This window comes from Kitasatospora terrestris, from assembly GCF_039542905.1.
Lineage (GTDB): Bacteria > Actinomycetota > Actinomycetes > Streptomycetales > Streptomycetaceae > Kitasatospora > Kitasatospora terrestris.
Genome location: NZ_BAABIS010000001.1, coordinates 526,198 through 549,222, shown reverse-complemented (window position 1 = coordinate 549,222; position 23,025 = coordinate 526,198). Strand labels below are relative to the sequence as shown.

Genomic DNA, 23,025 nt, shown 5'->3' with positions numbered 1-23,025 from the left:
GCTCACCGCCTCGCCCGCCACTGGCCCTGGACCGACGTGATCACCAGCGCGTTCGCCTGCCTGCACACGCTGCCAAACCCCGGCTGACCAGCGACATCCCCGTCCCAACGAGCAGCGGACCGCTTCCGGAGCCGTGGAACCCCGGCGCCCACCCGACGCGACAGCCGGGCCCTCGGTCTGCCTACAGACAGACAACCCAGCCCGGACAAGCAGAAACGGCCCGCCAGCCAAGCTGACGAGCCGTCATGCAAGATCGAGGCTAGAGTCCTGCCATGGCTCCCACCACCGATCCGATCGCCCGCGCCGTCGAGGTCACTGACATCACCTACCTCGAAGCCTGCGGTTGGATTCCCGAGGTGGGCCGATGAGCACCCCGGACCTGGGCCGTCCTGCGTGGTTCACCGGCTCCGACGAGAAGTTCGCCGTGTTGCGCCGCGCCGCCCAGGCGCGCGGCGTGGTCCTCGACCCGGTCACACCGCCGGGAGAGCACGACGCCCAGGAGCTGACCGACGAGCTCGCCGACGTTCTCCTGGCCGAGAGCGGCTTCGGCGCCGACTGGGAGATCACACCGTTCGGCGACCTGGTCGAGGACCTCATCGATGCCCTCAACCACTACGCCTACCCCGACTGAACCGTCCTCCTGCCACACCGCGCCCCGCCCTCCACGCGTACCGTCCCGGCCGGCACGGCAGTGTCAACAGCTTCGTCGAGGACCCGTCCACGGCCGGTTCGCCGCCGTCCACCAGCTCGCGAACCAGAGCGACGACCGCCTCCTCGGGGTCAGCCCGCCACCATGCGCCACCATGCGGCGGCCTCGGCGCCGGGCTCACCAGATGCATGCGGCTGACTGCTCCACGGCAGCCAGCGGCACCTCAGTGCCGGCCGTCCCTGCCTGCGCGCCGACGGCGCGGCGTCCCCGCTGCGCACGGGGGGCTGCCGGCCCTGTGGCGTGACGTTGGGTCAGAACGCCTCGTTGGGAGTCGGGAGCCGGTACTCGGGGGGTGTTGCTCTGTGGCTGGTCGTTGCTGAGTCACAGAGCCCGAGGTGGGAAGTGCGGGCGTTTCCGATTCGAGGCCGCCCGGCGTGCGGTACCGGACAGTTGTCGATGACCGCTGAACCTGTTCCGCGCACCGCTGGGATCACCGGTCACCCCGGACGCGATCGGCGACCTCATCGAGATCCAGGCCCTCGCCACCCGGGCCGGTCCGGAAGGACCGGTGGCACCGCACCGGACGATGCCCGCCCTCGGCCTGACGACGGTGGACGGCGTCACGTACCGCGGGCACGGAGGTGTGAACGCCCGCGGAGGACAGGGCCCCGCGCGGAGAGCAGACTGGAGTGGTAGGTAGGCGATCGGTCGAGGAGCGGCGATGTCTGCGTTCGATCCCAGTCTGATCTGCACACGGATGATGCCTCATTCATCCACCACCCGATGGGTCCGGCTGACCGATCCTCCCTCCGGACACATGTCCCTCGACGTCCAGGACATCGATCCACTCGTCTCGGTAGGGGAGATAGTCGTCTCCGAGACCTATTGGCGGCACCTGACGGCCGACGAGATCCACGAACTGCCCGAGGACCAGCAGGACGACCCGGCCCAGCACGTCGTCCAGGACACCCGGGTCGTCGTCAGAGGCCATGGTGCGCAGTCCGTGCCCGTGGAGCCCGATCAGGACGTCGACATCGAACTCGTGTGTGAGCACACGTCCGGTGACGGCGCGGAGGAATGGCACGTGGGGCGCCTGGTCGCCCACTTGTCCGGCCCTGCGACCAGTGAGCTGCCGCTGTACTTCGCGATCGGCGGCGACGGCGTGGAACCGCACGTCTCGGAGGAGCAGCTGAGTGTCTGGCTCGACCCGGGCCAGGAGAGGAACCCCTCCTTCTCGATCGACAGCGCTCCGTCCGGCGCCGACGTACGCGCCTGTCTCATCGGCGGTGAGCGGACCATCCGCTCCTCGGAGATCCTCGTCGAGAAGGAGCAACAGCTCACCTATCAACAGGCCCTGCATCTCGGGCTGCTCGACGGCATGACCGAGGACGAGCTGGACGTGGTGCGGGAGAACGGCTTCAGCCGCACGGTGCAGATCGCGCACGCCACGGGCTCGGACCCGGTTCGGGTGTCGTCCGGGAACCAGGTCAGGGTAAACGTCGCGTGCCGGGCCCCGGAGAACGGCGGCGGCGTCGAGCGGGCACACGTGGCGCTGGTCGCCCCGCAGTGGAAACCCGTCACCGTCCCCGTCACCGCGGTGGTCCAGAGTGTGTCGGTCTCCCTGGACAAGGACAGGTTCACCCTCGCCCGGGCCGCGCGTGCGGGGCTCGACGTCACCGTGTCCTCGGGACTCGGCACCGCGGGATACGTGATGTTCGAGCTCTGGGGAGGCGGCGACGTCGTGAGCCTGCCGCCGCCGGCGCCTCTGGTCTACGGGCCCCAGGCGAAGGTCCGCACGTGGATCCCGATGTCCGTCTCGCCCACCGCGCCCCTGGGCCCGGCCGACCTCCGGCTGGTGGCGCTGTTCAGCGCCGCAGGCGCGGAGGACGCTCTCACGACCACCTTGGACTTCCACGTCACGGTCGTCCCGAGCGCGACAGAAGTGCGGGTGAGCCCGACCGTCATCGGCGTGCCCACAGGATCATCCGGCCTGCTGACGGTCGCCGTGCTCTCCGGCGGGGGCTCCAAGGAGGTCGAGCTGACCCCCGGTCCGCTGCCGCCGGGCGTGCGGATGGAATCGGCGACACTGTCTCTGGGCCCCACCGACACCGAGGTGCAGCGTGTACTCCGCATCGACGTCGATCCGGACAACGCCCGTCTCGTGTCCGGCCAGCCCGTGGAGATCCGCTGGAAGGCCGGCCACGGCCAGAGCGGGACCGCGGTGTTCCGGCTGACCGTCCTTCAACGGCCCGAGTCGAGGACGTTCTCGCAACCGATCATCACTCCCGCGGGTGTCCCGCTGGCCGGGCGCGCCGAATTCGTGATCAACAGTGACGGATCGGCGCGGTTCAAAGGATTCATGCGGGCCACGGGACTCTTCTCGTACAAGTTCACCGTCCGAGCCGTCCTGCAGTCGCGCAGCCGCGCCGTGGCGGTCATCCACCAGAAGTCGGGACGGGTGTACGGAACCGACACGCCCGGCCCGCGTCAGCTCGACTGGGACGAGCCCGCGGACGCTCAGGTGATCGCCGACATGTGGCCCGACTTCCGTGGGGGCTCGATCGCGGCGAGCCGCAGCTCGGACATGATCGGCCTGGTCGGCGGCGGCGCGGAGCTGGTCGGCGACGTACTGGAATTCGCCGTCGCGAACGCGCTGCTCCTCCCCTTCGGGCCCGCCGGGCAGTGCCTGGCCGGCCTGTCCTTCGTCGGCAGCGAGATCGGCGACATCGCCGACGCCCCGATCATCGGACCGGGAGGCCTGGCCGGTGTCCTGGTGGCCGGTGGCGTCGCCTTCCTCGTCAGTCCCGCCCTGGTCATCCCGGCCTTCATCGGCGGAGCGCTCATCGGCGAGGCTCTCGTGGGACACCGGCCACTCGAACCGCCGGAGAGGGCGGAAGCCGAGCGGGTCTTCGGGGACACCTTGCCGTGGGACCGCATCCGGCTCACCAATATGTCGGGGCCCGGAGGGAGTCCGGTGACGCTCCCTTCCTACGACGGCACCATCCTCGTCAACCTGGGCGACGGGTTCGACAGTCCGCTGAACTGGACTCTTCCGCCGACGGTGTGGCCCTTCACCTCGAAGCCCGGACAGACTCTCATCCACGAACTCACGCACGCCTGGCAGATCGCACACAAGTCGTTCAAGCTCGAGTACTTCTGGAAGGGCGCGGTCGACCTGTTCCGCGCCTTCACGAGTGCCGCCGTTGGCGGCGACCTCTACACCGCCTACCGCTACGGGCCCGCCGGAGAGCCGTGGCGGCACTACGGGCTGGAGGAGCAGGCGTCCATCGTCGACGAATGGTGGGCGGGGACGACGGACAGGTCGTCCGGACAGTTCCCGCCGGGCGCTACACGACCGGGGAAATCCGAACAGGACCCCTACTTCCGCTACATCTCCGAGAACCTCCGCATGGACGAACCTCTGTGACCACGGCCGGGACACCGCTCGCCACCCGGCGCCGGGGACAGGGGGCGCGGGCCGGGCCCGCTGGGCGGTGGCCCGTGGGCCTTACCGCTCGCAGGTCCCGGCGGAGCAGGACGCCCGCCACCGGGACTGCGACCAGCCGGCGGGAGGCGAGTTCCTCGGCGACGGCGAGTTCGCTCAGGACGGCCGGGCCGGCGGCGCGGACGGCCGCCGCCTTCACCGCGGTACGTCGCGGTGATCGCGTAGTCGCGGCTGGGGGGCGTGGCCGTCGTTCTCATGCCTTCGGGTCGATCGGCGGTGTGGTGTGGAGCTCGGCTTCCGGAGCCAGCTCCAAGCCGGCCATGGCGAGGAAGTCGGTGAGTTCGAGCCAGCCGCCGTTGGTTCCGACGTCCCAGCTGGTCCAGACGTCCCACTGCGACGGGCAGCCCCCGGAGGTCTGCACCACCCGCGCGAGGGTCACATCCTCGTGCAGGTGGGCCTCGACAGCGCCCAGATGTTGGTCGTGGGCGATGAGGAGGTCGTCCACGAGACCGATCAGGCGGACGCTTCCGCCGGGGAACTGGAGGGTGAGACCGGCCGTGAAGCTGACACGGCCGTCGTTGTAGTCGATCTGCCGAACTGACCGGATCGTCTGCCCGACAAACTGGGTCACCGGAACATCCGGCGAATCGTCGATCACGGAGACGCTTCCGTACTCCTCCATCGAGTACGGACCGTGCGGCTGGTCGGCCCGCAGAGACACGCCGGTCGAGGGCGTACGGAACAGAACCGGGCCCAGCCCCTCCAGGTGAAGCCACAGGTACACCAGCGACGGATCGTCGTCAGCGTAGTGATGCCAAGCCGTGGTCGCCTTCAGCAGTCGCCTCCCGATCAGGTCGGCGGCAAACAGCTCCTCATCGTCGATCACCCGCCGATGCTCGCACGGCCTCACCCAGAGGACACGCGAATTCCTGACCTGCTGCCGCCGCTAGGAGCCGTCCCACTGAAGTTGCTGGCGACCACGGACGAGCGAAGCCGGCCGATATGCCTTGGCCTCACATGTCGCGATTACTATGGTGCCGACTCATGGCCACTGAGCTGCGAGAACTCCGTCGTGGATCCGCCTCACGATCGGAGGCCTCCCAGGAACTCGAGGTTTCCGTCCAGAGAGGCGCTTGTGCCAGCCGTGGTCGGCGGCCTGCCAGGCGGACACGCAGGACGACGAAGGTCGAGGTCAGCTGGTCGCGGGAGCCGCGCCGCCAGGTCACCGTCCGGGCCGCTTTCCGACCTGCGGCCCGGACGTGCTCGGCCAGCGGAACCGGACGGGTGCGGTAGCGGGGGCTTGGGCACGGGCTTGGGGCCGAGTCCGCCATGGGGCGGCTGGCATGTGACGGTATGGACCGGATGGGCGGTGGCAAGGCCTTTGACCTGCACGATCCACCGCAGACCGCGCCAGCCGTCCTTCTCCGGGCTGAGGCATGTCTCAGAGACATGCGGACCGCAGTGGGCCCCGCCTGTCGCTGTGGACGCGACATTCCATACTGACGAACGAGCAGCGACGGGTCTGGGGTGCGGCCCCGGCTTGCGCCGGGCCGCACCCCAGACCCGTCTCCATCAGTTCCTGCGGGATTCCGGCCGGGTGCCGCGGTGTCCCTTTTCCTGGCCGGGGGTGCCGCGGTCCTGCGTGCCGGGATCCGGGGGGGTCAGCCGATGAGGTGGCTGACGCCACCGTCGCCGCTGCCCACGGTGTTCTGGCCGACGACGCAGGTCTGCTGCGGGTTGTTGTTCAGGACCTTGGCCTCGATCGGGACGGCGAGGCCGATGAGAGCGCCGACGCCGATGTTGTGGATCTCGGGGAGGCAGAGGTTCGGGTTGTCCAGGGTGTGGGTGTTGGGGCTGTGGTTGCCCTGGGTGCCGGTGGCGTTGGTGCCGCCGTTGCCCTGCAGGGAGGTGGCGGAGCCGTCGGAGTCGCCGATCGCCATCGCCGGGAAGGCGGACATGGTGACCGCGGAGACCGCGATGCCGACGGTGGCGAGCGTCTTCTTGAGCACGGGGGAGTTCCCTTTCAAGGCAGGGGGTGTGTATCGGATCGACAGGTTCAACGCGCCGCACTGCCCGAAGTGGCTGAGCCGACAGGGTGAACCTTTTCGAAAGGAACGCCCCTGCCCCATGGAACAAGTTGGGCGGCTGTGATCACGGCGCCAGGCCTGCGCCCGAGCAGCCCTTTTCCGAGCTCTCCGCCGACCAGCCGATGGGCGAGCACGTCGAGCGGCCGCCCAGTGGAGAGCTCGCCCTTCGAGGAGCCGATCGCGAGGCCTGCCCTGCCACGGCAGACGACTCCCGTGGCGCGCGAAGCGGAATGACGACGCTCGCCGAGGCTCGGGCACTGCTCAGGACCTGTGGACCGGTCCCGGGGACCCAGGACCGACAGGGTGGCGATGCGGCCTCCGTCCGCCTGGCGCGCCTGCGGACCGTCTCGGCCACCTCACGGCCGCCCCACGGAGGCCGAGACCAGCGCGCCGTCCACACCCTTCGTCACCTGCGAGAACTCGGGATGGAGGGGCTCACCGGGTTGCCCGTAGGAGGGCGTCGTGGAGTTGTTGGCGATTCATGGTCGACCGATGGGGGATCTGCAGTTCCTGGGCGCGCCTGTACAGCTCTTTCCTGGTCAGGCCGGAGATGTCCTCATGCACCGTTCCTTTTCGCCGGCCGGGTTTTCCTGTGCGGCCCCGCCCGCCGCTCCCCTTTGTGGTGGCATCATTTGCGATGGGCCTCGAACGGCTCTCCCCGCGTCCGGGTCCTCTGACGGTCCCGCCGAGGGACGCCAGGCTTTGACGTAGCGAGTTGATCTCGCGGTTGGCCAGTTTGTCCTCGACGGTGCGGCGGATCTGCTCATGGCGCGCGTCAGTGTAATTCCACGGGTCCCAGGCGACGGTGAGCAGGTCGATCAGTCGCTCGGCCATGCGGAACTCGTCATCGGTAAATTTTCGCTCCTCCGCGGGCATGTGGTCGAGTCCGCGGCGCGGGTCGCGCACCTCGTCCGGGAAGTAGAGGGTGTGCAGTGTCAGCAGTCCTCTCTCGGCGTGTACTGCGGCCAGGTACATCCTGTCCCGCATGGAGAACGTGGCAATTCCCGCCCGGTTCGAGCGCTCCATTGCGTAGGCCAGCAGCTGGTAGATCTTGGCGTGACCTTTCCCCCGCGGGTCGAGGTAGTAGGAGGCCCGGAAGTACAAGGGGGATACGTCGGAGAAATTGACGAACTCAGTGACCTTGATTTTCCGGCTTTTTTCCGGGATGGCTTCTTCGAGCTCTTCGGGTTCGATGGCCAGATATTCCCCGCCGCCGGCGTCAAATGCTTTCACGAGGTCACGGAAATCGACCTCGGTGCCGGTCCGCTCATTCACCCACCGGATGCGGACCCGATCGGAAGTTCCGCGTTCGATTTGGTTGAAGGCGATGTCGTGGGATTCCACCGCCTTGTGGAGCGCCACTGGCAGCGTAATGAGCCCGATGGTCAGAACGCCGGTCCACACTGGTCCAGTCATGACAGCCTTTCCGTGCCCCGCTGACGTCCGCCGGTGGTGACACTCGCTCGGCGGTATCGATCATAATTTCCGACTGGTCGGCCTGGCTATCGCGGCCGATGGGGTTCGGCCGTTCGTGGAGCTTCCCCGCTCGATGGGCAGGGTGCGTCAGGCCCCTGGACAAGCATTCGCGCGTGTCCGGAAGACGCCGAGCAACTGCCTCGGAACTGTCGGCCGCGCCGCTCCGGACGTTTCCTGCCATCGGGGGGCGGGTGTTCGGATCGCCCCGGACAGGAAGACGAAGTGGGGTGGACGGCTCGCGGATAGCGGATTGGCGGCACCTGCCGGCAACGGTCGGAACGATGTTCTGGATCGTGGTCACGTCCGGCGGAGCGGTCACCACGCCGGCACAGCTCGACGATCTCGGCCTTGAACTCCGGCGTGAACGAGCGGCGAGGACGCGGCTTCTTCTTCCCGTGCTCTCCAGGACGGACATCGTCCTTCCGAGGCCGAACCCCCTGATCAGGAGTATCCGTCAAAGCGGGTCAAGCCCAACCGACCTGCCCACGCCCCAGGCCGCCCTGGAGCGAGCCGTCGCCCGCTACGACGCCGCGCTGTCCACCCCGACCGGCGCAAGGCCGCGGCCAGGGGGCCGAGCTGCTGCGCCAGGTTCCCAGGCCGGAGCCTCCGGTCGACCGGTCGACCCGGCGGACACGCCGTCGGCGGGTTCCGATCGGCTCGAAACTTCGATGGCGACGGCCGGGGTCGGACGAGAGGGGGCTGTGCCATCCTCGTGCACGTGATTGATCCCCCGAACGGCGGCTGGTCCTTCGCCACGGCCCGAGAGTCGGCCCGATTCGGCGCCTGCCTGGCGAACCGCGTCCCCGGCCTCCCCCACCTCCGCGGCGTCCAGCATGCGGGCGGCGCGGACGGGACGCTGTGCGGCATCCCGGAACGGCGCATCGCCCGCGTCCGGAGCCTGTTCGTCCCCGACGACCCGCGGTCGTGCCCGCGGTGCCGCGAGGAGGCGGAATCGGCCCCGACGCAGCCGTGCGTCCAGGAGCGCCTGCACGACCGTGTCCTGGAATCGGTTCGGAGCGAGATCCGTGACGAGTTGCTCGCCGCCCTTCGCGAGGGCGCGAACGTTCCCGTGTGGCTCAACTGCCCCTCCACAGTGGCGCAGCACTACGCCAGGCTCGACGGGCTGACCGACGGCGCCGGCCCCGCCGCCGAGGCTCTGGCGGCAGCGGCGCGTCCCGGGGTGGCGAACGTGGAGCACGATCGCTGGCGCTTCCTGGTCGTCCTGCCGGAGGACGGTCGCCCACCCGTCGTCGCTCGCGGGCCACGCGACCTCGGCTGACACCACGGGCGGCCGCCCGCAACCGGTATCTGCCCGTGTGCGCCTCGATGCGTTGCGACGTCAGCGGCCGGACTGCACGGCCGAGAGGATCAGGAGCCGTTCCAACGCCGGAAGCGATCACAGCGCACCCATTCGCGTAGCTCGAAGTGGTCCAGGAAGCCGCGCCACTCCTGGGCGGTGGGCTCGTGGTGCTCCTCGCGCGGCCGCAGTGAGCGGTGGCGGGCGGTGAAGGCCCGGTGGCGGGTGATGACGTCCTCCGGGTAGACCGCGGCAGGTGGCCAGGCGAGGTCGCCCTGGGCGTGTGCGCTCGCGACTTCGGCAGCCATCGCGTCCACGAGCGCGCCTGTCCGACCTCGGCACCGGGGACGTCCCCCTGCTGGGCGAGCCCGACCCCGACACGCCGGCCGGGTGAGAACGCCACGGCGTGCGGCAGGCCGCCCGAAGCGGTTCGCCTCGGCCGTGCCGCGCAGCGGCGTGGTGCTTGGACGGGCCGCGCGGCCGCCGGCTTCGCCGACAGGTTCTAGCCTGCCCGAGCAGCGGCGAGCATCGCCCCACGCCCCCCTGAACGCTCGGGCAGGGCCGGGTGGTTGTCCGGTGCTAGTTGAGCATGTGGGCGGCCTGGACCTGCTGGAGGTGGATGAGGACGTCATGGGTCTGGGCGAGGCGGATCCGGGGGGCGTCGGCGATGCCGGGGTAGGTGGCGCCGATGTTCTTGATCGTGTGGGGTTCGGCGAGCCACGTGCGGGCTGCGGTGGGGGTGTTGCGCAGGTCGACGACGTAGTCGCGGTAGCGGACCTGGTCGAGGGTGTACTCGGCGGTGCCTGGGACGGCGGGGGCGGCGGTGAACCGCTCCGGGACGCCGTCGTGGTTGAAGGCGTTGAACGCGCCCTGGTTGAAGGCGAGGCCGACGCTCAGGTAACCGGCGCCCAGTTGCTCGCGCAGGAACTCGCCCTGGACACGGGGGTGGCTGGCGGGGGAGTAGGTCCTGAGGGCGACGTGGGTGTTGTGGGCGGAGAGCATGATCTTGCTGCCGGTGCGCCGCTGCCACCAGGCGACGTTGTCCGCCATGACGCGGTCGCGGTGGAGCATGGCGGCGGGGATGTTCTGGGGGTCGTCCCAGTCGAAGGCGTACAGGGTGGTCATCTGGTGGATCGCGGTGGCGTGCTGGAGGGCCCAGACGTGGGCGTCGGCGCCGGCGCCGGGGTGCTGTTTGAGCAGTTCCACCGCCCGCCCGGTCCGTTCGGCGAGCTCCTCGCGTTCGGCGAGCGGCTTCGAGAAGTAGTCGTTGACGTAGGTCTCGGCGCTGGTGGTGGGCCGCAGGCCTCGGTACAGATCGGCGATCTGCGCGGCGAGCTCGGGGCTGGACGCGGCCGCGAACGCGTTCACCTTGTCGTACAGCCCGGGGCCGGCGAAGCCGTTGTCGTCGCCGACGAAGTGCACCGGGTCGTCCGCGTGCTTGACGTTGTAGGCGCGCATCCACTGGAGCAGATCGCGGTTCTCGGCGTTGTTCCACCAGTGGTAGGTGCCCTGGAACTCCTCGTCCATGATCTGCTTCAGGTCACCCTCACCGCGCGTGAGGTAGGCGTCGATCCGCAGTCCGCTGCTCCAGGCGGCTTCGAAGGCGAAGGTGCGAAAGCCCTTCTCCTCCACCAGGTAGCGGAAGAGACGGTGCTTGACGGTGACGAATTCGTGCGAGCTGTGGGTGGCCTCGCCCACGCCCACCACCTCGGCGTCGCCCACCATCGCACCGAACGGGCGCAGATCGGCCAGGCTGCCCCGGGGCTCGGTGGTGCGCAGCGGGTGAGCCACCCGGTCGAGGGCAGCCGCGGGCGAGCGGAACGCTGCGGCGTCGGAGGGGACCGACGGAGCGGACGGAGCGGACGGGGCGGACGGGGCGGCGGCGGAAGCGGTGGAGGTGGCGACCAGCGTGGCCCCGAGAGGGACGAGCAGCGCGGCCAGCAGGAACTTGCGCGTGGTGATCATGGCTCAACTCTGGCCGCACGCCGGTACCGCGGGCCATCCGGTACACCCTCCGACCGGCCCGGGGGTTGTCCTCACCCGCCGACCGACGGGTCACCGGGACCACGCTCCCCGTCGTGAATGGGAGTCGAGCACGCTGCTCCGCTCAAGCCCGGGGGGCACCGGCGAACCAACCGCCCCAACCGCCCCAACCGGAAACTCCACCTCCTACGGTTGCTGAGACGTGCCGCAGTCGGGAGAAGGACGGAATCCGGGCGGCCGCCCACGTGTTGCCGGGCCATGTCGTGCGGCTGGTGCCCCCGGCGCGGCACCGACCTGTCCGAGCGGTTTCCGCGGCTGGTGCCCGCGCTATCCGTCCTCCCGGCCGGCACGGCACCTGACCCGCGACCCCGTCAACGGAGCGACCAACAGCGGGGGCGGCTGCCTCGCGGTCGACTGAGGCCGTCCAGGTCCCGCCCGTGCGGTCCCGGCAGTCGAAGTGCAGGAAGATGTCGCCCTCGAAATCGTTCCCGACGGGAAGGAAGACCTCCTGAACGGCTCCGGGCGCCATGGGGCCCAGGTCTGCCGGAAGGTGCGGTGAGGCAGGGTTCTGCTGGGTCGGTTCTTCCCGTGACCGGCTTACGAGGTTCTCCTGAGCCGGTTCCCCTCGTGACCGGTGTACAGCGCCCACGCCGTCGCCTTCGGAGCCGACCTGCACCGACTCCATTGCCGAGCCGGTCATCTGGCGGACCACAAGCCCGAGCACCTGTCACTCGGACCTGTGGAAGTCGTCGATCGCGAAGAGCGGGCTCCGCGCGGCGCGCTGATCGTGCTCGATGCTGCTGAGCCGGCGTGCCACGGTGGCGGCCTGGGCCTCTGCTGCCGCCGCCTGGGCATGTGTCGCAGCCGCTTGGGCCTCCGCTGCCGATGCCTGCCGCACGGCCGCCTGGGCTGCAGTACGGGTTGCCGATGCCCTCCACCCGGCGAAACCGGCCGTCCCCGCACCCACCACCGCAGCCGCGATCGCGGTGATCAATGCCCTGTCCGTGTCGTCCTCCCCTCGGCCGCACTCCTGCGGCCGCCCGCCGTCACCGTGCCCACCCGCCCCACCCGCAACCCGGTGGCCCGGACGGCCCCGTCGCGACGCCGCACGGGTGGGCCGCGACCCCGTGCGGGCACCGGCGAGGACCGGCCGACCCCGATGGCGGGGGCCGTTCATCGCCGCGGCGGCGAGCCGCGGCAGGGGTGTCAGGGCGTCAGGGTGTCAGGGTGTCAGGACGATCTTGCCGGTGACGGTGCCGGACTCCGCCAGGCTCAGCGCCTCGGCGGCCCGGGCGAGCGGGAGGCGGGCGGCGATGCGGGCGGTGATCTCGCCGCGGTGCAGGGCGCCGAAGACCTCGGTGAGGTCGGTGCGCAGGCGGTCACGGAAGCGGTCCCGGCCGAGGGCGCGGCCGGCCCAGATGTTGTAGAAGTACGCGTGCCGCCCGTTGGGGAGGGCGTTCCAGAGCCAGGTGCGGGCGAGGACCTTCAGGACCGGCCACTGCTTGGAGCCGCTGTCGTCGCGGGTGGAGGCGCTGCCGTAGGCGACGAGGGTGCCGCCGGGGGCGAGCAGCTGCCAGGAGTCGATCACGCTGCGGCCGCCGACGTGGTCGAAGACCGCGTCCACCCCGCCGGGCGCCAGTTCGCGTACCCGGTCGGCGACGTTCCCGCCGCGGTAGTCGACGGGGATCACACCGAGTTCCCGCAGGGCGTCGTGGTGCCGGGCGGACGCGGTACCGATGACCGCCGCGCCGGCCGCGTGGGCGAGCTGGACCAGGACGGAGCCCACGCCGCCGCTCGCGCCGTGCACGAGGACCGTCTGCCCGGCCCGCACTCGCGCCCGGCGGTGCAGCATCTGCCAGGCGGTGATGCCGTTGACCACGACCGTCTCCGCCTCGGCGGCGGTGAGCCCTTCCGGGACGTCGACCGCGTCCGCCGCGTCGATCACCACGTGGCTGGACCAGCCGCCGATCTTCAGCAGCGCGGCGACCCGCCGTCCGGCCAGGTCCGGGTCGACGCCGGCGCCGGTGGCGATCACCCGTCCGACCAGGTCGTAGCCCGGGACGAAGGGGAACGGCGGCTGGTCGTAGTACCGGCCGCGGCGCATCTGCTGCTCGGCGAACGAGACGCCGCTCGCCTCCATGGCGACGACGACCTGGCCGGGGCCGGCCTGCGGTACCCGGCCGTGACGGATCTCCAGCCCCTCCGGCGCCACGATGCCGGGCAGAACGACCTGGGTCATGCGGTCGGTCTCCATGACCGTCCCCTTCCACGCTTCGAACACCCTGTTGCGTTCGTTAGAAGTTATAACTCCATGCTTCGGTAACAGTCAAGAAGAAGAGTGATAACCTCTAACTGAACGTCGGCGCCAAGGCCGGCCGAGGTTCGGAGGCGGCAGTGGCGGAGCCGGACGCGAAGACCCCCCGGGAGCGCTACCGCGCCCAGGTGCGGGACGAGATCAAGCAGCACGCGTGGGAGCAGATCGCCACCGCCGGAGCATCCGCGCTGTCCCTCAACGCCATCGCCAAGCGGATGGGCCTGAGCGGCCCCGCGCTCTACCGGTACTACGCCAACCGCGACGAACTGATCACCGAGCTGGTCCGGGACGCCTACCGAAGCCTCGCCGACACCTTCCGGGCCCACGGCGACGCCGGTGCCGACCTCGCCGCACTGGCCCGCGCCCTGCGCGCCTGGGCCCTCGACGACCCCCAGCGCTACCTGCTGGTCTACGGCACGCCGGTGCCCGGCTACCAGGCGCCGGAGGACACCACCCGGATCGCCGGCGAGATCATGGCCGTCCTCCTCGACGCCTGCGCCGGGCTGCCGCTCACCCCGACCGAGTTCGACGAGCACCTCGACGACCACCGCGCCTGGGCGGGCGACCACCCCGCGCCGTCCTCGGTGCTCCGCCGCGCCGTGACCTTCTGGACCCGCCTGCACGGCGTGCTGTCCCTGGAGTTGGCCGGCCACTTCGCCGGCATGGGCTTCGACCCGGCCCGCCTCTACGCCGCCGAGGTGGACGCCCTCACCGGCCCCTGACGCGGCAGTCCCGTCACGTCGCGGCTCGACGTCCGCGCCGCCGGCCAACAGCACGGGCACCTGCCGGACGACATCCTTGCGCTGCGCCACCGGTAGGGACCGCGCTGAACGGACGAGGAGGCCAGCCCAGCGCTTTCCTTTGCGGCGGCGGACGCGGCCCGCTGAACGCTCGGTTCGCAGTCGTCGAGAACGGCCGCGGCCTGTTCATCACCGCCCAGCTCACCCAGCGCTGGGGCGTCCGGCCTCCCGACCGGGGGAGGACCCTCTGGGTCGAACAGACCCTCCCTTGACCCGCGCGCCCGCTGCGCCGGAGGCGCCACTCGGCCGCGGGAGTTCGGCGCCGGGTGGCCGCGACCGGGTGGGCCGACAGGCCCTGCTGGCGATCGGCCCGGCGGCGGACCATGGAAGCGGAGGTACCAGACCGGACATCTGGAGGTCGGCGGTGACCGCGTCCGAGGAGCGCCCGGGCGCGGTCCGGGAGGCGGAAGAAGAGCAGCGGCCCGACGCCCCGGACCCGCGCGAGCCGCTCGGCCTGCTCTTCCGTGACCTGCGGACCTCGCCGAACGGCCTGTCCGAACGTGAGGTACAGCGCCGGCAGACCGTCCACGGGCCCAATGCCCTGACCCGCCGGGGAGGGCGACGGTGGCCGCACGAGCTAGCGCAGCAGTTCACCCAGCCGCTCGCGATCCTGCTGTCGCTTGCCGCCGTGCTGGCGGTGGTCAGTGGCACACCGGCGCTGGCGGTGGCGATCGCGGCGGTGGTCGTGCTGAACGCGCTGCTTGCCTTCGCCCAGGAACGGCAGGCCGAGCGGGCGGTCGAGGCACTGGCGGACTTCCTGCCCGAGCGGGCGACTGTGGTCCGGGCCGGCCGGCCCCGGGAGGTGGCCGCGACCGAACTGGTGCCCGGTGATGTCCTGGTGGTCGAGGAGGGGGACCGGGTGTCCGCCGACGCCCGGCTGCTGTCGGGCGGTGTGCAGGTCGATCTCTCCGCCCTGACCGGCGAGTCCGTGCCGGTCTTCCGCTCCGCGGAGGACACCGACAACCCTGGACCGCTGCTGGACGCCCGCGATCTGGTCTTCTCCGGGGCGGCGTGCACCGGCGGACAGGCCCGGGCCGTGGTGACCGCCACCGGGATGCACACCGAACTGGGCCGGATCGCCGCGCTCAGCCAGCGCACCCGGCGTGAGGAGAGTCCGCTGGAGCAGCAGGTCCGGCGAGTGGCCCGATTGATCGCCGTGATCGCCGTCGGGGTGGGTCTGGCTTTCCTCCCCATGGGTCTGGCTGCCGGACTCCCGCTCTCCGCCGCGGTCGCCTTCGCGGTCGGCCTGCTCGTCGCCAATGTGCCCGAGGGGCTGTTGCCCACCATCACTCTTGCGCTCGCCGCGGGCGTGCGGGACCTGGCCCGGCGCGGCGCCGTCGTCAAGCGGCTCTCCGCGGTTGAGACCCTCGGCTCCACCACGGCCGTCTGCACGGACAAGACCGGCACACTCACCGAGAACCGGATGCGGGTCACCACCGTCTGGACGCCGGCGGGGGAGAGCCCGGCCAAGCGGCCCGCGCAGGCCGGCACCGAGGTGGTACGCCTGGCCCGGGCCGCCGCCCTGTGCACCACCGCCGACCCTGCTGCGGGCCACGGGGATCCGACCGAACTCGCGCTCCTCGAGCTCGCCGAGCGGGTCGGCTCCCCCTGCGTGCCGGCCGTGCGCGACGCCGAGCGGCGCGCGCTCTTCCGCTTCGACCCGCACGTGAAGCTGATGACCACCGCGGACGCCGCCGACGGCACACTTGTCCTGCACACCAAGGGCGCCCCGGAGGAGGTCCTCACCCACGCCACCCGCGTGTACGACCGCGGCACCGTGCGCCCCCTCACTCCCGCCGGCCGGACCGAGGTGGTGCGCACCGTCGGACGCCTCGCGGCCCGGGGCCTGCGGGTGCTCGCGGTGGCCGTCCGTCCGCTGGAGCCCCGGGCACCCGCCCCCGGGCGCCGGGAGGACGCGGAGCAGGACCTGTGCCTGCTGGGCCTGGTCGCCATGGCGGACCCGCTCCGGCCCGAGGTGGCCGGCTCGATCGCGCTGGCGCACCGGGCCGGGATCACCGTGCACGTGGTCACCGGTGACAACGGCCTCACCGCTGCCGCGGTCGCCGAACAGGCCGGCATCGGCCATCGCGGCATGCGCATCGTCACCGGCACCGAACTCGACACGATGGACGACGACCGGCTCGACGCCCTGCTCGCCCGCCGCGAGGAGGTGATCTTCGCGCGGAGCTCGCCCGAGGCCAAACTGCGGATCGCCGACGCGCTGCGCGCCGAGGGGAACACCGTGGCGATGACCGGCGACGGCGTCAACGACGCCCCCGCGCTGCACCGGGCCGACATCGGCGTCGCGATGGGCCGCTCAGGCACGGACGTGGCCCGCGAGGCGGCGACCGTCGTGCTCACCGACGACAACTTCGCCACCATCGTGGCCGCCGTCGAGTACGGGCGCCGCACCTACGACAACATCCGGAAGTTCATCGTCTACATCTTCACCCACGCGGTGCCCGAGGTGGTTCCCTTCCTGGTCTTCGCGCTGGCCGGCGGAGCGGTCCCCTTGCCGCTGACGGTCATGCAGATCCTCGCCGTCGACCTCGGCACCGACACACTCCCGGCGCTCGCACTCGGCCGTGAACGGGCCGAGCCCGGGCTGATGGACCGCCCGCCCCGACCACGCTCCGAACGGGTCATCCGTCCCGCCATGCTCGCCCGCGCCTGGGGCTTCCTCGGGCTGATCTCCGCCTTCCTGGTGATGGGCGGGTACTTCCTCACCCTGGCTCGCGGCGGCTGGCACCCCGGCGACGACGTCGGACCCGGCACCGCCCTGCACCCGACGTGGCAGCAGGCGACGACCGTCACCTGGCTCGGCATCGTCGCCTGTCAGATCGGTACCGCCTTCGCGGTCCGCACCGACCGCGCGCCGCTGCGCGCCGTCGGCGTGTTCAGCAACCCCCGCCTGCTCGGTGGCATCGGTTTCTCGCTCGCCTTCGCCGGTGCGATCGTCTACCTGCCCGCCCTGCACCGCCTGTTCGGCACCGCCGCCCTCACACCCACCCAGCTGCTCACCGTCCTGCCGTTCCCGTTCCTCGTCTGGGGTGCGGACGAGCTGCGCCGAGCCCTGGTCCGCCGCCGGACGGCCGTGCCGACCGGTGGGCTCCCCGTCGAGCCCGTGCCGCCCGCCCCGGTCGAGGAGAGCGGTCACCACCCGCTTCCGGTCCTGCTCGCTCGGCACGGCTGGAGCGCCCACCGGCTGACTCACGCCCTCGGCGTCGGGGAGCACGCGGCCACCGAGATCGTCGCGCACGCCCGTCGCGTCGCGGCCGAGCACGGCCACCGCCCCAGGTGAAGAAGTCGAGGGAGCCGAGTTCGAGGGTGCTGCGGTGGTTCTCGTCGAGGGGAATCTCGCAGCAGTCGGCGTCGTCCTGCGACGGTCCCCGAGCTGCCGCGATGAAGTGACCGTGACCGGAGCGGTGTGTTGACTGGATCGGACAGGCCGGCGCTGCCGGGAGATGCCAGGTGCTGGGGGCCGCCGCGGCCCCGGTGGCAGGGTACGACCGGTGAGCAGTCGGCGGAACGTCGATCAGCTCTGCGGCCGGTCTCGACCGCGTGGGCCTGCGCCGCCCCGCGGGCCGGGTGGCGGCCCGGCCTCTCCTGTGGGCCTGTCCACGTCCACCAGGACCGGAGGGGTGCTGTCGGTCGCCCCGTCCATCGGGGCCGGTCGGCCCTGTCCGGGCCCCTGGCCAGGAGCGAACCTGGTGGTATGGCGACGACCAGCCGCAAGGACTACTACGCGGTCCTCGGAGTCCCGCACGACGCCGACCAGAAGACGGTCAAGCGGGCATTCCGGGACCTGGCGCGCACGCACCATCCGGACCGCAGCTCGGAGCCCGACGCGCAGGAGCGCTTCGAAGAGATCACCGAGGCCTACGCGGTGCTGTCGGACCCGGGCAGGCGGTCGGAGTACGACCGCCACGGGACGGCGAGCCTCGACGGGATCTCCGTCGAGGACCTGCTGGCCGGGCTCGACCTCGGCGACCTCTTCGGAGGCGGGGGCACCCCCGGCTTCGGCGAGGACGACGCGTGGCCGGGCGGCTTCTTCACAGGTCGGCGCGGGCGCCTTGCGGACCGCGAGGCGGACATCGAGATCGCTCTGACCGTGCCGCTCACCACCGTCCTGGGCGGCGGCACCGGGACGGTGACCGTTCGCAGACCCGGTCCGTGCGGTGTCTGCGGCGGATCGGGCGTGGCGCCAGGCACGCGTCCCCGGTCGTGCGGACGGTGCGGCGGCACGGGCAGCCTGGTGATCGAGCGGCGCCGGGGAGCTCTGGTGATGCGGCAGGTGGCCACCTGCTCCGCGTGCGGCGGCACCGGCGCGGTCGTCGAGCGGCCGTGCCCGGCGTGCGCGGGCTCGGGATCGGCGGAACAGAGCGAGTCCGTCACCCTGCGGATCCCGCCGGGCATCGCCGAGGGCACCGCGCTGCGCCTGCCCGGCAAGGGCATGCCGCCACCGTTGGGCGGCGGTCGCCACGGAGACGCGTTCGTGGTCGTCCGCACCGTTGCGGACCCCCGGTTCGAGCGGCACGGCGCCGACCTGTGGCACACCGAGGAGGTCACGGTGCCGGATGCGGTGCTCGGCACGCGGCTGACCGTGGCCGCTCTCGACGGTGACGTGGTGCTGAGCGTACCGCCCGGGACGCAGCCCGGGACTGTGCTCGGGATCGCCGGCCGGGGCCTGCCCCGGAGCGGGAGTGGCCACGGCCGTGGAGACCTGCGGGTCCGAGTGGACGTCAGGGTCCCCGACCGGCCCGGGGAGGAGGAGTTGCGGCTCTACCGGCAGCTCCGGGACCTGAGGACGGCCCCGGAGCCCGGACCGGTGGTGCCCCGGGCGGCCGGAGGGGCCGCGGAGCCGCGGGAGGACACGGCGCCGGGCCCCGAGGACGGGCGTGACCGGTGGTGGCGGCGGTGGTGGCACCGGTTGACTGGTTGACCGGCTGCCGAGGGCCCGGTGCCAGCCGACGCGGACGGACCACGGCGCAGGTGTGCGCCGCGGTCCCTCTTCGGACGTGGTCACCCGTGCATCGACAGCTCGTTGACGGTCGCGTCGGCCCGGCCGGCGTGGAGCAACTGTTGCCCGAGGCCGATCGGTGCGCGAGTGGTGGTGTGCTCGTCGCCGATCATCGCCCGCACCAGCTCCGGCCTGGCCGCGCCGAGCGCCTACGACACCGTCGTGGTCGCCGACCCCACCGGCAGCACCTACAACGTCACCCTGCCGCTGGGTCCTGGACCGAGGTCCTCGACACCAACGGCGCGACGGCCGCCGGGGATACTGGCGGCGACCCGCAGGCGGTCACGGTCTTCCGCGGGAGCCGATCAGGTGACCGGTCCCGGGCCCCGTGTGTGGAGGTCCGGGCCCGGTGCTGCCCTGGTGCTGGTGTCGGGTCAGTTGTCGGGCAGTCCGAGGACGGTCAGGTTTCCGGTGCCCGGGGTGGAGTCGGCGTTGTCGAAGGCGTTCCAGATTTCGGCCTTCACGGTCCCGCCGGTGAGGTTGCAGGGGCGCCGGTGGCGGAGGCGAGGCCGGCGGCCTGGGTGTAGTGCTCCCGGCCGGCGACCGGGTCGGTGGCGTAGTAGCGGTAGGTCTCGACGCGGTGCCAGGCGCTGGTGCCGCCGTTGTAGGTGAGGTTCAGCCCGGTTGCGGTGAGGGTGTTGTCGCCTTGGGCGCACAGGGTCGGCGAGGACGCACTGCCGGTACCGCCCGTCGTGGTGGAGGTGGCCGTGGGGGTCGGGTCAATCACCGGCTTCGGGTTGCAGGGGAGGTTGAGGACGGAGGTGTTGCCGGTGGAGACGGTGGAATGCCGAGCTCCGCGGTGCTGTTGTCGTAGGGTGTAAATACCCCCTGGGGTATTAATGAGAGGCTGGTCATGGTGCAAGAAGTCGACATCGAAGCGCTCGCCGCAGCGCGTGAGCGGGGCGCCCTGGTGCTCGATGTGCGTGAGGCGTTCGAGTTCACGGCCGGCCACGTCCCGGGCTCCCGGTGGATCCCGCTGGGGCAGCTCGCGGGAGGCCTGGACGGCCTCCCGCGCACCGGCCCCGTGCTGGTGATCTGCGCCTCCGGCAATCGGAGCCGGGTCGGGGCCGAACTGCTCACCCGGGCCGGCTTCGATGCCGTCTCCGTGTCCGGGGGAGTGGCCGCGTGGTCGCTCTCCGGCCGTGACCTGGCCGCCGGCACCGCCTGACCTTCCCGCCACCCGCGAACGGAGCTGACCATGGACTACGGCATTCCCGTCACCCTCGACCTGCCCTTCCCCGAGGCCGTCGAGCGCACCCGTGCCGCCCTCGCCGAGCAGGGCTTCGGCATCCTCACCGAGATCGACGTCGCCGCCACCCTGCGGGCGAAGCTCGGCGAGGAGATGGAGGACTACCTGGTCCTCGGCGCCTGCAACCCCCCGCTCGCCCACCGCGCCCTGCAGGCGGACCGGCGAATCGGCCTGCTGCTGCCGTGCAACGTGGTGGTGCGGGCGAGCGCCGGGCGGACCGTGGTCGAGGCGGTGGACCCGCAGCTGATGGTCCGGATCGCCGAGCAGTCCGAGCTCGTGACCGTCGCGGACGAGGCCGCCGCCCGGCTCCGGGCGGCGCTGGACACCCTCGCCGGCTGACCGGCGCGACATCGGGCCCGCCCGCGCGGGCCCTTCTCTTCGACCTTCCCCATACCCCCGCCCGTATTTTTGGGAGAACCGCGTGAACCACCCCGACACCCTCCCCGCCCGGTCCGCCGCCGAGACGCCCCCGCAACCGCCCGGCCTGCTCGGCCGGCTCGGCACCTGGTCGGTCCGGCACTTCAAGGCCGTCCTGGTCGGCTGGCTGGTGGTCGTGGCGGTGCTCGGCGCCTTCGCGCCGCAGGTGACCTCGGCGCTCTCCGGCGCCGGCTGGCAGGCCGACGGCTCGGAGTCGGTGAAGGTCCGCCAGGTCGCCGAGCAGCACTTCGGCGGCAACGCCTCGACCGCCCTGCAGATCGTGGTGGCCGCCGACCGGCCGGTCACCGAGCCGGCCGTCCAGCAGGTGATCGCCAAGGCCGGCGAGCTCGCCGCCGCCGACCCGCGGGTGTCCACCGTCGTGGCGCCGCAGCCCGGTGCGACGATCAGCCAGGACGGCCGGACCGCGATCCTGCTGGCCGGGGCGAAGGCGTCGCCGGACGACATGGTGCGCGCCGCCGACGACCTCAAGGGGCCGCTGAACGAGCTGTCCACCGACGGGATCAGTGTCCACGCCACCGGCGCCTCCGTGCTGTGGAGCGACTTCAACAAGGCCAACCACGACGCCATGATGAAGTCCGAGATCATGTCCTGGCCGGTGACCCTCGCGATCCTGGTGCTCGCCTTCGGCTCGCTGGTCGCCGCCGGGCTGCCGCTGCTGCTCACGATGGCCGGACTCGCCGCCTCGGCCGGGTCGCTGGTCCTGATCAGCCACCTGTTCCCGGTCTCCATCTGGGCGATGAACTTCGCCATGATGTTCGCCCTCGCGCTGGGCATCGACTACGCGCTCTTCCTGGTGGTCCGCTTCCGTAGCGCCCGCATGGGGCGCTCGCTCAGCAGCGCCGGGGCGGTGGCCGAGACCATGGACACCGCGGGCAAGGCCGTGCTGCTCTCCGGGGCGACCGTGCTGGTGAGCCTGTCCGCCGTGATGCTGGTGCCGTCCCCGGCGTTCCGCTCGATGGCGGGCGGCATCATGCTCGCCGTCCTGTTCGTCCTCGCCGCCACCCTGACGCTGCTGCCCGCCGTCCTCGGCAGGCTCGGACACCGCGTCGACTCGCTGGCCCTGCCGTGGGTGAAGGCCGGAGAGCACCGCTCCCCGCGCTTCGCCGCCTGGGGCGAGCGGCTGTGGAAGCACCCGCTGCGCTACGGCGCCCTCGCGCTCGCTGCGCTGATCGCCCTGGCCGCACCCGTGATCGGGCTGCGCACCGCGATGCCGTCGATCACCGTGATCCCGGGCGATGCCAGTGCCCGGGCCGGCTACACCGCCGTCCAACAGGCGTTCGGGCCCGGCGCTCCCGGCACCCTGCAGGTCGTCACCCCCGCCGGCCAGGCCGCGGATGTCGCGGCGAGGATCTCCGCCACGCCCGGCATCGCCGGTGTGATGCCCGCCCAGAGCGCCCCCGACGGTTCCGGCTGGTCGATGATCCAGGCCGTCCCCACGGTCGACCCGTCCAGCCCGGACCTGGCGCACACCGTGCACGTGCTGCGCGCCGAGCTTCCCCAGGAGACCCTGGTGGGCGGCGCGGCCGTGGAGAACCTCGACCTGCAGCACCTGCTGACCGAGAAGACCCCGCTGGTGATCGGCGTGGTGATGGCACTGGGCTTCGTGCTGCTGCTGGTGGCCCTGCGCGCGCCGCTGATCTCGCTGCTCGGTACGGTCGCCAGTCTGCTGTCCACCGGTGCGGCGTTCGGTGTGGCCCGGCTGGTCTTCCAGGACGGGCACGGCGCAGGGCTGTTCGGCTTCAAGTCGCAGGGGTTCCTGGACGGCTGGGCGCCGGTGTTCTTCTTCGCCATGATCTTCGCCATCGCGATGGACTACACCGTCTTCCTGCTCGCCTCCGCCAAGGAGCACTACGAGCGCAGCGGTGACCCGAAGGAGGCGATGGTCGGCGCGCTGGCCCACTCCGGGCGGGTGATCTTCGCTGCGGCCGGGGTGATGGTCGCGGTGTTCTTCACCTTCGCCCTGTCCGGGCCGCTGCCGCCCAAGGAGATGGGCATCGTCCTCGGTGTCGCCGTCCTGCTCGACGCGGCGCTGGTCCGTCTCGTCCTGCTGCCGGTGATCCTCCGGCTGACCGGCCGCGCGGCCTGGCGCATCCCGGCCTGGCTCGACCGGGTGCTGCCGAAGATTTCCTTCTCCCACGGCTGACCCGGAGGCCGACCGCCGGTGGCGGGGCCGCTGACTCGCGGTCCCGCCACCGGCGGTTGTGGCCTGCGCGGAGGGCCCGGCGGCAGCGCGGAGCGCGGGGTGGCAGCGGGCCGGCGGGGGAGTC

The 23,025-nt window shown here is 71.7% G+C and carries 17 protein-coding genes and 2 pseudogenes; 9 read left to right on the top strand and 10 right to left on the bottom strand.

Annotation, left to right across the window (positions count from 1 at the left end; all coding sequences use genetic code 11):
• Positions 1-364: 364 nt before the first annotated feature.
• Complete coding sequence (locus tag ABEB06_RS02660; RefSeq protein WP_345695131.1) at positions 365-631, top strand: histidine phosphatase family protein; 267 nt, start codon at positions 365-367, stop codon at positions 629-631.
• 739 nt (positions 632-1,370) lie between these two features.
• Complete coding sequence (locus ABEB06_RS02655) at positions 1,371-4,076, top strand: hypothetical protein (RefSeq protein WP_345695130.1); 2,706 nt, start codon at positions 1,371-1,373, stop codon at positions 4,074-4,076.
• Positions 4,077-4,122: 46 nt separating this feature from the next.
• On the opposite strand, the pseudogene ABEB06_RS02650 reads toward ABEB06_RS02655, so the two are convergent.
• The 5 genes and pseudogenes from ABEB06_RS02650 to ku all read right to left on the bottom strand — a co-directional run.
• Positions 4,123-4,299, bottom strand: a pseudogene (locus ABEB06_RS02650) (LysR family transcriptional regulator); the annotation flags it as partial.
• Between the two features lie 48 nt (positions 4,300-4,347).
• Complete coding sequence (locus ABEB06_RS02645) at positions 4,348-4,980, bottom strand: hypothetical protein (protein ID WP_345695129.1); 633 nt, start codon at positions 4,978-4,980, stop codon at positions 4,348-4,350.
• Positions 4,981-5,233: 253 nt separating this feature from the next.
• A pseudogene (locus ABEB06_RS39235) lies at positions 5,234-5,504 on the bottom strand (transposase); the annotation flags it as partial.
• 251 nt (positions 5,505-5,755) lie between these two features.
• A complete protein-coding gene (locus tag ABEB06_RS02640; protein WP_345695128.1) occupies positions 5,756-6,103 on the bottom strand; it encodes a rodlet layer protein in 348 nt (115 codons plus the stop codon).
• 513 nt (positions 6,104-6,616) lie between these two features.
• Positions 6,617-7,597 carry a non-homologous end joining protein Ku gene (gene ku, locus ABEB06_RS02635; protein WP_345695127.1) on the bottom strand — a complete coding sequence of 327 codons (981 nt, stop codon included), beginning with the start codon at positions 7,595-7,597 and terminating at the stop codon, positions 6,617-6,619.
• 778 nt (positions 7,598-8,375) lie between these two features.
• Here ku and ABEB06_RS02630 point away from each other — a divergent pair.
• Positions 8,376-8,936, top strand: a complete 561-nt coding sequence (locus ABEB06_RS02630; protein ID WP_345695126.1) for a hypothetical protein — start codon at positions 8,376-8,378, stop codon at positions 8,934-8,936.
• An 89-nt stretch (positions 8,937-9,025) separates the two neighbouring features.
• Here ABEB06_RS02630 and ABEB06_RS02625 read toward each other — a convergent pair whose 3' ends face one another.
• The 4 genes from ABEB06_RS02625 to ABEB06_RS02610 all read right to left on the bottom strand — a co-directional run bounded on the left by ABEB06_RS02625 (position 9,026) and on the right by ABEB06_RS02610 (position 13,176).
• Positions 9,026-9,262 carry a hypothetical protein gene (locus tag ABEB06_RS02625; RefSeq protein WP_345695125.1) on the bottom strand — a complete coding sequence of 79 codons (237 nt, stop codon included), beginning with the start codon at positions 9,260-9,262 and terminating at the stop codon, positions 9,026-9,028.
• Between the two features lie 271 nt (positions 9,263-9,533).
• On the bottom strand, positions 9,534-10,919 hold the full coding sequence (locus tag ABEB06_RS02620) for an erythromycin esterase family protein (protein WP_345695124.1): 1,386 nt from the start codon (positions 10,917-10,919) through the stop codon (positions 9,534-9,536).
• 745 nt (positions 10,920-11,664) lie between these two features.
• Positions 11,665-11,931 (bottom strand): hypothetical protein, encoded by a 267-nt coding sequence (locus ABEB06_RS02615; RefSeq protein WP_345695123.1) that lies wholly within the window; start codon positions 11,929-11,931, stop codon positions 11,665-11,667.
• A gap of 228 nt (positions 11,932-12,159) precedes the next feature.
• A complete protein-coding gene (locus tag ABEB06_RS02610; RefSeq protein ID WP_345695122.1) occupies positions 12,160-13,176 on the bottom strand; it encodes a medium chain dehydrogenase/reductase family protein in 1,017 nt (338 codons plus the stop codon).
• Positions 13,177-13,331: 155 nt separating this feature from the next.
• On the opposite strand from ABEB06_RS02610, the gene ABEB06_RS02605 reads away from it, so the two are divergent.
• The 3 genes from ABEB06_RS02605 to ABEB06_RS02595 all read left to right on the top strand — a co-directional run bounded on the left by ABEB06_RS02605 (position 13,332) and on the right by ABEB06_RS02595 (position 18,993).
• Positions 13,332-13,973, top strand: a complete 642-nt coding sequence (locus ABEB06_RS02605; RefSeq protein ID WP_345695121.1) for a TetR/AcrR family transcriptional regulator — start codon at positions 13,332-13,334, stop codon at positions 13,971-13,973.
• A 442-nt stretch (positions 13,974-14,415) separates the two neighbouring features.
• Positions 14,416-17,352 carry a cation-translocating P-type ATPase gene (locus ABEB06_RS02600; protein WP_345695120.1) on the top strand — a complete coding sequence of 979 codons (2,937 nt, stop codon included), beginning with the start codon at positions 14,416-14,418 and terminating at the stop codon, positions 17,350-17,352.
• A gap of 414 nt (positions 17,353-17,766) precedes the next feature.
• Entirely contained in the window at positions 17,767-18,993 is a 1,227-nt protein-coding gene (locus ABEB06_RS02595; protein WP_345695119.1) for a DnaJ C-terminal domain-containing protein, read from the top strand.
• Between the two features lie 538 nt (positions 18,994-19,531).
• Here ABEB06_RS02595 and ABEB06_RS02590 read toward each other — a convergent pair.
• On the bottom strand, positions 19,532-19,798 hold the full coding sequence (locus ABEB06_RS02590) for a hypothetical protein (protein ID WP_345695118.1): 267 nt from the start codon (positions 19,796-19,798) through the stop codon (positions 19,532-19,534).
• Positions 19,799-19,924: 126 nt separating this feature from the next.
• On the opposite strand from ABEB06_RS02590, the gene ABEB06_RS02585 reads away from it, so the two are divergent.
• The 3 genes from ABEB06_RS02585 (at position 19,925) to ABEB06_RS02575 (ending at position 22,901) form a co-directional block, all read left to right on the top strand.
• A complete protein-coding gene (locus ABEB06_RS02585) occupies positions 19,925-20,239 on the top strand; it encodes a rhodanese-like domain-containing protein (RefSeq protein ID WP_345695117.1) in 315 nt (104 codons plus the stop codon).
• 30 nt (positions 20,240-20,269) lie between these two features.
• Positions 20,270-20,659 (top strand): DUF302 domain-containing protein, encoded by a 390-nt coding sequence (locus tag ABEB06_RS02580; protein ID WP_345695116.1) that lies wholly within the window; start codon positions 20,270-20,272, stop codon positions 20,657-20,659.
• An 82-nt stretch (positions 20,660-20,741) separates the two neighbouring features.
• On the top strand, positions 20,742-22,901 hold the full coding sequence (locus ABEB06_RS02575; protein ID WP_345695115.1) for an MMPL family transporter: 2,160 nt from the start codon (positions 20,742-20,744) through the stop codon (positions 22,899-22,901).
• The last annotated feature ends 124 nt before the right edge of the window (positions 22,902-23,025 follow it).